Annotated in this window: 8 protein-coding genes; 2 read left to right on the forward strand and 6 right to left on the reverse strand. The window is 72.0% G+C overall.

Going from position 1 to position 9,181, the window contains the following annotated elements:
- Window positions 1-333: 333 nt before the first annotated feature.
- Entirely contained in the window at window positions 334-993 is a 660-nt protein-coding gene (locus JWR81_RS06215; RefSeq protein WP_297647901.1) for an NAD(P)H-dependent oxidoreductase, read from the reverse strand.
- 101 nt (window positions 994-1,094) lie between these two features.
- On the opposite strand from JWR81_RS06215, the gene JWR81_RS06220 reads away from it, so the two are divergent.
- On the forward strand, window positions 1,095-1,595 hold the full coding sequence (locus JWR81_RS06220; protein ID WP_297647903.1) for a MarR family winged helix-turn-helix transcriptional regulator: 501 nt from the start codon (window positions 1,095-1,097) through the stop codon (window positions 1,593-1,595).
- 12 nt (window positions 1,596-1,607) lie between these two features.
- Here the strand turns inward: JWR81_RS06220 and JWR81_RS06225 are convergent, their stop codons facing one another.
- The 5 genes from JWR81_RS06225 to JWR81_RS06245 form a co-directional block, all read right to left on the reverse strand.
- On the reverse strand, window positions 1,608-2,816 hold the full coding sequence (locus tag JWR81_RS06225) for a DUF6596 domain-containing protein (protein WP_297647906.1): 1,209 nt from the start codon (window positions 2,814-2,816) through the stop codon (window positions 1,608-1,610).
- A 5-nt stretch (window positions 2,817-2,821) separates the two neighbouring features.
- The gene (locus tag JWR81_RS06230; RefSeq protein ID WP_297647909.1) at window positions 2,822-3,190 is read right to left on the reverse strand and encodes a YciI family protein; all 369 of its coding nucleotides are present in this window, start codon (window positions 3,188-3,190) and stop codon (window positions 2,822-2,824) included.
- A 219-nt stretch (window positions 3,191-3,409) separates the two neighbouring features.
- A complete protein-coding gene (locus tag JWR81_RS06235) occupies window positions 3,410-4,957 on the reverse strand; it encodes a GMC family oxidoreductase (RefSeq protein WP_297647912.1) in 1,548 nt (515 codons plus the stop codon).
- Window positions 4,954-6,480, reverse strand: a complete 1,527-nt coding sequence (locus JWR81_RS06240; RefSeq protein ID WP_297647916.1) for an amino acid permease — start codon at window positions 6,478-6,480, stop codon at window positions 4,954-4,956. The genes JWR81_RS06235 and JWR81_RS06240 overlap by 4 nt, the downstream gene beginning before the upstream one ends.
- The gene (locus JWR81_RS06245; RefSeq protein WP_297647919.1) at window positions 6,477-7,973 is read right to left on the reverse strand and encodes an aldehyde dehydrogenase family protein; all 1,497 of its coding nucleotides are present in this window, start codon (window positions 7,971-7,973) and stop codon (window positions 6,477-6,479) included. The genes JWR81_RS06240 and JWR81_RS06245 overlap by 4 nt, the downstream gene beginning before the upstream one ends.
- A gap of 68 nt (window positions 7,974-8,041) precedes the next feature.
- Here JWR81_RS06245 and JWR81_RS06250 point away from each other — a divergent pair, with 68 nt between their 5' ends.
- The gene (locus JWR81_RS06250) at window positions 8,042-8,821 is read left to right on the forward strand and encodes an IclR family transcriptional regulator (RefSeq protein WP_297647921.1); all 780 of its coding nucleotides are present in this window, start codon (window positions 8,042-8,044) and stop codon (window positions 8,819-8,821) included.
- Window positions 8,822-9,181 lie beyond the last annotated feature (360 nt).

A 9,181-nucleotide genomic window follows, 5' to 3' on the forward strand; every position in this document is an offset into this window, starting at 1 on the left:
GCGCTGGTCAGCGGCCGCCTGCTGACCTGGTACGGCCCGAGCCTCGCCGAGGCGGCGCGGGAGCTGCCCGCGGCGCTCGCCTGATCAGCCGAGGTTCGACGCGACCGCGGCCTGACCCGCTCACCTACGGCCGAACACCTGCTCCGCCTCCACCTCGCGGCCCCCGAACCCGAGCGTGCGCACCGATCCGATGCCGGTGCCGGTCGCGCTGGTCGCTGCGCTTCTCGTGGCCGGCGTGCGCGGCCCGCCTGTGCCCCGAGCGCTGATCAAGGCGGGGATGTCGTCGGACGACCGTCGGGAGCGACAGCGACGCCTTGATCAGCGAGGCGGTGATCAGGCGGCCGTGGCGAGCGCCCGCTGGGCGAGCTCCCGGCCGGTGGCGGCGGCCAGCTCGTGCGCCTGGGCCAGCGACTCGGCGGCGACCCCGCGCAGCTCGGCCATGGCCGGGTTGACCTCGGCCAGCGTGAGCTCGGCCGCGACGAGGGAGACGTCGGCACCCCAGACGTCGCCGAGGATGCGGAGCAGGTACGGGGTGGCGTGGTCCCAGCCCTCGCGCGGGGTGCCCGCGCCGTAGCCGCCTCCGCGGGCGACGATGAGCGTGACGGGCTTGCCGGCCAGCGGGGCGGTGACGCCGGCACCGAAGCGCGGGTCGGTGATGACGAGGTCGATCCAGATCTTGAGCTGCTGGGCCAGGTTGAAGTTGTACAGCGGGGCACCGATCACGATCGCGTCGGCGGCGAGGAGCTCGTCGGCGAGCGTGGCGGCCAGGGCCGTGGCGTCCTGCTGGGCCTGGGTGCGCGCCTCGGGGGGAGTGAAGCCGGCGGTGGCGGAGGCTGCCCACACGTCGGCGGGCAGCGGCTGGGTGCCGAGGTCGCGGTGCACCACGGTGGCGTCGGGGTGGGTGTCGGCCCAGGCCTTCTGCAGGGTGTCGGCGACCTGACGGCTCACCGAGCCCTCGGTGCGGAAGCTGGTGTCGAGTCGGAACAGGGTCATCGGACGCTCCTCAAGTGTGCGGTCCCCATGATGTTCTGTGAAGCAGACGATCGTGTCAACAGACCGTATCCTTTGTCGCATTCCGCCGGTAGGGTGGGACCGTGACCACACCGGCAGGAGTCGAGACCGACCTCGGCTGGGCACTGGGCACGGTCATGCGGACCTACCTGCAGGCGGCCCACGCCGTGCTCGACGGCGTGCCCGGCGGCCCCCGCGGCTACCAGGTGCTCACGGCCGCGAGCCGCGACGAGCCGGGCACCCAGCTGGCCCTCGCGCAGCAGCTGGGCGTCGACCGCACGGTGATGACCTACCTCCTCGACGACCTCGAAACCGAGCGGCTGATCGAGCGCCGTCCCGATCCCGCCGACCGCCGGGCCCGCCGCATCACGCTCACCGAGGCCGGCTGCACGCGGCTCTGCGACCTCGAGCGACGGCTGCGCGCGGCCGAGGAGCACGTCCTCGCCCCGCTCGACCCCGCCGAGCGCGACACGCTGCGGGGCCTGCTGCACCGCCTCGCCACCCGCACCGACGACGGCACCTCCCCGTGCCAGGTGGCCGACGAGATCAGCGCCATGAACGCACCACCCACCCGCCGCCGCTGACCGGCACGTCGGTCAGCCGAGGCCGTTCGCCCGCGTCTCCAGGTAGCGCTTCTCCGGCATGCTCGACGTCCGGCGCGCCGCCTCGCGGTAGGCGGCCCGCGCGGCGCGATGGTCGCCCGCCGACTCCAGGAGGTGGGCGCGCACTGCGTGCAGGCGGTGGCCGCGGGCCACGCGCGGGTCGGCGTCGAGCGGGGCGAGCATGTCCAGCCCGGCCAGCGGCCCGTCGACCTTCGCCACCGCGACGGCGTGGTTGAGCGTCACCATCGGGTTCGGGGCGATCCGTCCGAGCAGGTCGTAGAGGGCGGCGATCTGGGGCCAGTCGGTGGCGGCGTCGGACTCCGCCTCGGCGTGGACGGCCGCGATCGCCGCCTGCAGCTGGTAGGGGCCCATCGGGGTGTGCGCGAGGGAGCCGGTGATCAACGCGACGCCCTCGGTGATCTGCGCCGCGTCCCAGCGGGAGCGGTCCTGCTCGGCGAGCGGGACGAGCGTGCCGCCCGGTCCGGTGCGCGCCGCCCGCCGCGCGTCGGTGAGCAGCATCAGCGCGAGCAGCCCGGCGACCTCGCCGTCGTCGGGCAGGGAGCGGCGGACGGCGCGGGTGAGCCGGACGGCCTCGATGGCCAGCTCGGGGCGGTGCAGGTCGTCGCCGGACGTGGCCGTGTAGCCCTCGTTGAACACCAGGTAGAGCACGTGCAGCACCACCCCGAGACGCCGGCCCCACTCGTCGCCGTCGGGCATCGCGAACCCACCGGCGACACTGCGCTTCGCACGGCTGATGCGCTGCGCGACGGTCGGCTCGGGCACCATGAACGCGCGGGCGATCTCAGCGGTGGTCAGGCCGCCGACCGCCCGCAGCGTCAGTGCCAGCTGCGACGGTGGCGGCAGGTCGGGATGACAGCACAGGAACAGCAGCAGGAGGGTGTCGTCCCGGTCGCCCGGCTGGTCGCCACCCGGGCCCGGAGACGTCGGCTCGCTCCCGGACGCCGACGCCGCCTCCCGGCGCCGCCGCGCGCTCTCGCTGCGCCACTGGTCGGTGAGCCGCCGGGTGGCCACCGTCAGCAGCCAGGCGCGCGGGTTGTCGGGCACGCCCTCGTGCGGCCACTGCTGCGCCGCCGCCAGCAATGCCTCCTGCACGGCGTCCTCGCAGGCGTCGAACCGGCCGTGCCGCCGGACGAGGGCGCCGAGGACCTGCGGCGCCAGATCGCGGAGCAGGTCCTCCGGCACCGTCGTCACATCTCGGCCCCGGCCTCGAACATGACCGGCCGCACCTCGATCCCGAGCCCGTCGACCGACGCGTCCGGGATCATCGCGGCGAGCTCGCAGGCGCGTTCTCGGCTCGCGCAGTCGACCATGTAGTAGCCACCCATGTACTCCTTGGACTCCGCGAACGGGCCGTCGGTCACGGCCGGCACGCCGTCGCGGGCGCTCACCACGCAGCTCTGGGCCGGGTCGGCCAGCGCCTGGGTCAGGATCATCTCCCCCGACTCCCGGATGGTGTCGATGAAGGCGGCGTGGCCGTCCATGACGGCGGTGCGCTGCTCCTCGGTCAGGGCGTCCAGGACCACCGGGTTGACGTGCATGATCAGCAGGTACTTCATGGCGTGCTCCTCGTCGTCGCGGGCCCTCTGCCGAACCCGTCACCCGACGGTCGGAGCCGCCGCCCCGATCTCGACACGGCGACCGCAACGACGCCCGTGACCGACCTCGGCCTGTCGGTGCTCGGCCCGGCGGCGTCCGACCGGGCGGATCCGCGCGCCGTTTTGCATCCTCGCACCCTCCACGGACCGTGCGACGACGCAAAATCGCGCGCAGATCGGCTACTGCGCGCGGAGGAGGTCGCTCGCCTTCTCTCCGATCATCATGCAGGTGATGTTGGGGTTGATCGCCGGCAGGAACGGCAGGATCGACGCGTCGGCGATCCGCAGCCCCTCCACCCCGCGCACGCGCAGCTGCGGGTCCACCACGGCCATCGGGTCCGATTCCGGGCCCATCTTCGCCGTGCACGCCGGGTGGTAGACGGTGTTGTGGGCCTTGGTGATGTAGTCGACGAGCTCGTCATCGGTCACCGCGTCCGGGCCCGGCGTGAGCTCCCGGGTGATCCACTCCTTGAGCGCGGGCTGCTCCGCGATCTCCCGCGCGAGCTTCACCCCGTGCAGCATGACGGCCATGTCGTGACCCTCGGGATCCGTGAAGTACCGCGGATCCACGCGAGCGCGGTCACGGAAGTCCAACGACCGCAGCCGGACCGTGCCGCGCGACTTCCCCCGCGTGACGTTCGGGGTGAGGCAGAACCCGTTGTCGGTGGTCGGGTAGCCCCAGCGCACCGTGTTCAGGTCGAACGGCACCGAGCCGTAGTGCATCATCAGGTCCGGCCGGTCCAGGCCCTCCTCGGTGCGCGCGAACAGCCCGATCTCCCACCACTGGGTGGAGCTCGTGACCATCGGCTTCGCGGCCTCCCACATCACGAGGCCCTCGACGTGGTCGTCGAGGTTGGCGCCGACGCCGGGCGCGTCCACCAGCACGTCGAGGCCCATCTCACGCAGGTGCGCCGACGGCCCGATGCCCGAGAGCATGAGCAGCTTGGGGGTGTCGATCGCGCCGGTGGAGAGGATCACCTCGCGGCGTGCGTCCACCACGTGCCGGCCCGGTCCGATGTCCTGCTGGTACTCGACGCCGGTGGCACGCTCCCCCTCGAACAGGACGCGAGACGCCCACGCGCCGGTGCGGATCTCCAGGTTCGGACGCTTGCCGATGATCGGGTGCAGGTACGCGTGCGAGGACGACATGCGGGTGTTGTCCGCGGCCGCGTTGATCTGGAAGAAGCCGGCCCCGTCGGTGACGGTGTGGCCCTCGTTGAAGCGGACGGTGGGCAGCCCGACCGCGGCCGCCGCCTCCAGCACGGCGACGCCGCACGGGTCGTCCGGCGGGATCTGGCGCAGGTTGACCGGGCCGGAGCGGCCGTGGCCCTCCCATTCCCCGTCGTTGGTCTCCAGGCGCTGGATGAGCGGCCAGCACTCGTCGGCGCTCCAGCCGGTGCAGCCCATCGCGGCCCACTCGTCGAGGTCCTCGCGCGGCGTCCAGAACGCGATGCACGAGTTGTGCGACGAGCAGCCGCCCAGCACCTTGGCGCGGGCGTGGCGGAGGAAGGAGTTGCCGTGCTCCTGGGGCTCGACGAGGTAGTCCCAGTCATAGCCGGAGTCGAGCAGGCCCATCCAGTCCTCGAGCCGCAGGATCGCGGGGTCGTCCACATCGGACGGACCCGCCTCCAGGAGGCAGACGGTGACGGACGGGTCCTCCGAGAGCCGGGCGGCCAGCGCGCAGCCCGAGGACCCGCCGCCGACGACGACGTAGTCGAAGGTCGTCATGCCGCCTCACCCTGCACCTGCGCGGCGGGGAGCGGCGTGACGCGGTGCCGCCGCGTGATGGCGACGACGACGAGCCCGACCACAACGATCACGGCGGTGAAGACTACCGCTCCCCACTGGTAGTACCAGGCGTCGTTGCCGTAGACCTCGGGCCGCGGCCAGGCCAGGTTGATCGTCATGCCGGCGCCGTAGACCACCGCGATGATGTTGACGAGCAGGCCCCACCGGCCCAGGGAGAAGAACTCGCCGTGCTCGGGGCGCGGCCAGTGCCCACGCAGCCTGCGCAACAGCATCGGGCCGGTCACCATCAGGTAGGGGACGTAGAACAGGATGATCGCGATCGAGGTGAGGACCGTGAACACCCGCTGGTTGCCGATGTTGATCACCAGCAGGACGATCGCCAGCCCGCCGGTGATCAGCGCGGGCAGCACCGGGGTCTTCGACCTCGGCGACACCTTCGACAGCGCCGCACCGAACGGCAGCCGCCCGTCACGGGCCATGGAGAAGATCATCCGGATCGCCGCGGTCTGCACGGCCAGGCAGCAGACGGTGATGGCGATCGCGGAGCACACCAGGAACGCGTTGCCGAGCCCGTCGCCGAGCGTGCTCTTCACCAGGTAGGGCATGCCCGAGGTACTCAGTTCGGACGCGTGGATGTCGCCGACGGCCATCATCCCGACCAGCATCAGCAGCCCGCCGACGACGAACGCCGCGGTGATGGCACGCAGGATCGCCCGCGGTGCGTGACGGCGCGGCTCAACGGTCTCCTCGGCGAGCGCGCCCGCCGTGTCGAAGCCGTAGAACACGTACGCGCTCATCAGGGCGGCCACGAGGAAGGCGCCCAGGTACCCGAGCGAGTGCCCGTCGCCGGTACCGCTCGTGTCGAACACCACCTGCGGACCGCGCCGGATGTGGAAGGCCAGGACGATGATGAGCAACACCACGGCGGTGAGCTCCACGGCCACGCCGAAGTTGTTGATCCTCGACATCAGCCGGACACCGATGATGTTGATGGTCGTACAGAACACGACGAGCACGACGCCGAGCAGGATCGCGTTCTGCGCCCCGCCCGGCGTGGTGAACACCCCGACGTCGTCCGGCCCGCCGACGAACTGGAAGAACGGTGTGACCTGCGGGAGGATCACCTGGTAGGCGACGGCCACCGCGGCCGCGGTGACGATCGCGCCGATCGACATGATCCAGCCGGCCAGCCACGACGTCAGCGGCTTGGTGATCTGCTTGGACCACTGGTACACCGAGCCGGCGAGCGGGAACTGCCCCGCCATCTCGGCGAAGCAGGCCGCGACGGCGAGCTGGCCGAGGAACACGAGCGGCCACGTCCAGATGAACGCAGGCCCCCCGGCACCGAAGCCGAAGTAGAAGAGCTGGAACACCCCGGTCAGGATCGAGATGTAGCTGAACCCGGCCGCGAAGCTGGAGAAGGAGCCGAGCGAACGCTCCAGCTCCTGCTTGTAGCCGAACCCGGCGAGCGCGTCGCTGTCGGAGTTGTCGATCGCGGTCATGGCCCATCCTCTTCTCGAACTCGAGCGTCTCCGGAGAACCACCGCGATGGCGCGGGGTCGGTGTTGTGCCAGATGTGCTTGTGCTCCTGGTACTCGGCCAGCCCGGTCGGCCCGAGCTCGCGCCCGTTGCCCGACCGCTTCATCCCGCCCCACTCCGCCGCGGGGACGTAGGGGTGGTAGTCGTTGATCCACACCGTGCCGTGGCGCAGCGCCCCGGCCACTCGGTGGGCCTTGGCCATGTCGGGCGTCCAGACCGCGCCGGCGAGGCCGTACTCGGTGTCGTTGCCGAGCGCGACGGCCTCCTCCTCGGTGCGGAACGTCTCGACGGTGAGGATCGGCCCGAACGTCTCCTCGCGGATCACGCGCATGTCGCGGCGGACGCCGGTGAGCAGCGTGGGCGGGTAGAACCAGCCCTTCTGCAGGTCCGGGCCCTCCGGGCGGGCGCCGCCGGTGACGAGCGTGGCGCCCTCGGCCAGCGCGGACGCGACGAAGTCCTCGATCTTCGCGCGGTGCGCGGCGGAGACGAGCGGGCCCACCTCGCTGGTCTCGTCGAGGCCGTTGCCCATGCGGATCAGCTGGGCCCGACGCGCGATCTCGGCCACGAGGTCGTCGTGCATCGACTCCTCGACGATCAGCCGGGCGCCCGCCGAGCACACCTGCCCGGAGTGCAGGAACACCGCGGTCATCGCCCAGTCGGCGGCGAGGTCGAGGTCCACGTCGGCGAACATGATGTTGGGGTTCTTGCCGCCCAGCTCCACGGCCACGCGCTTCACGGTGGCGGCGGACGCCCGGATGATCGCCTGCCCCGTGGCAAGGCCGCCGGTGAAGCTGACCATGTCGACGTCGTCGTGCTCGGTGAGCGGCGCGCCGACGGACCGGCCCTCACCCAGCACGATGTTGACCACGCCCGGCGGCACGCCCGCCTCCTCGCACAGCCGCACCAGCATCACGCTGGTCAGCGGCGTGACCTCGCTGGGCTTGATCACCATCGTGTTGCCGGCGGCCAGCGCGGGCGCGACCTTCCACGACAGCTGCAGCAGCGGGTAGTTCCACGGCGTGATGAGCGCGCAGACGCCGACGGGCTCGTGCACCACGCGGGAGAGCACGTTGTCCATGCCCGTGTCGACGATGCGGCCCGCGTCCTTGTCGGCGAGGTCGGCGTAGTAGCGGAAGACCGCGGTGACGTCGTCGACGTCGATGCGGCTCTCCTTCAGCGTCTTGCCGGTGTCGAGGGTCTCGGTGCGGGCGATCTCCTCCTTGTCGCGCACCAGCAGCTCGGAGATGCGGCGCAGCAGCGCTGACCGCTCGGAGGCGGACGTGGTGCGCCAGGGCCCGGTGTCGAACGCGGCGCGGGCCGCGGCGACGGCCCGCTCGACGTCGTCCGGACCTGCCTGGTCCACGGTCTGCACCACGCTCGCGTCGAACGGGTTGAGCACGTCCGCGGTACCGCCGGATCCGGCGGTCCATTTTCCGTCGATGTAAAGGCTGGGCACGGCACGATCGTGCTCGGAATCGTCGCTACGTCAAGCATTGCGTTCGGATAGATGCTTATAGTTTCGTCATGAGCAACACGGCTGGTCGCGATGGTGGCGTCCAATCCGTCGATCGGGCCATCAGCGTCCTCGAGATCCTCGCCAGACGTGGCGAGGCGGGCGTCAGCGAGGTGGCCTCCGAGATCGACGTGCACAAGTCCACGGCGTTCCGCCTGCTCGGCGCACTGGAGGGGCGCGGGCTCGTCGAGCAGGCCGCCGACCGTGGCAAGTACCGGCTCGGCTTCGGGCTCATCCCGCTCGCCGGCGCCGTCTCCGACCGGCTCGACGTCACCCGGCAGGGCCGGGCGGTGTGCCACCGGCTGGCCGGGGAGATGAGCGAGACGATCAACGTCGCCGTCCTGCAGGAGCACTGGGCGGTGAACGTCGACCAGGCGCGCGGCCCGTCCACCGTGGCCACGCACAACTGGATCGGCCGGCTGACGCCGCTGCACTGCACGTCCAGCGGGAAGGTGCTGCTCGCCCACATCGCCGCGGAGCATCGGGCCGCGCTGCTCGCCGCGTCCGGGATGAAGCGGATGACCGCCGCCACCGTCACCTCCGCCGCGGAGCTGGACGCCGAGCTGGAGCGCGTCCGCGCCGTCGGCCACGCGGTGGCCTTGGAGGAGTACGAGACGGGCCTCAACGCCGTCGCCGCCCCGATCCTCGACCGCGCGGGCGAGGTGATCGCGGCCCTGAGCGTCAGCGGCCCGTCCTACCGCCTGGACGAACCGCGCCTGCTCGAGCTGATCGAGCCGCTCAAGGCGGCCGCAGGGGAGATCAGCCGGCGGATGGGCTGGTTCGGCGGGTGACGCAGCCCCGGTGCCGCATCGGGAGAACGCTCCCAAGGCCTTCGGCCGCTCGCGCCACTTCTCGTGCGGGGGCGTGCGCTGACGGCGACCGGGCCGCCGCGCCGGCGCTGGATCTCGCTGCGCGCAACACATCCCGGTGTAGCACCAGAGCGGCGTAGGAGTGCGCGCCGCCGCCGGGGAAGAGCCACGAGGTAGCGGGCACGCGCAGCCGAGCCTCGGTCATCGGCCCGGCACGCACCGCGTCGGAGCCGCGGAACACGACGGGGCCGGCCCGAACGGCGAAGGGCAGTGGCGCGGCGGACACGTGCTCGGTCGCCGCTAGGGTGCGGCGTCCTCCACCACCGGGAGCGGGCGGGCGGC

The organism is Pseudonocardia sp. (assembly GCF_025965585.1).
Classification (GTDB): domain Bacteria; phylum Actinomycetota; class Actinomycetes; order Mycobacteriales; family Pseudonocardiaceae; genus Pseudonocardia.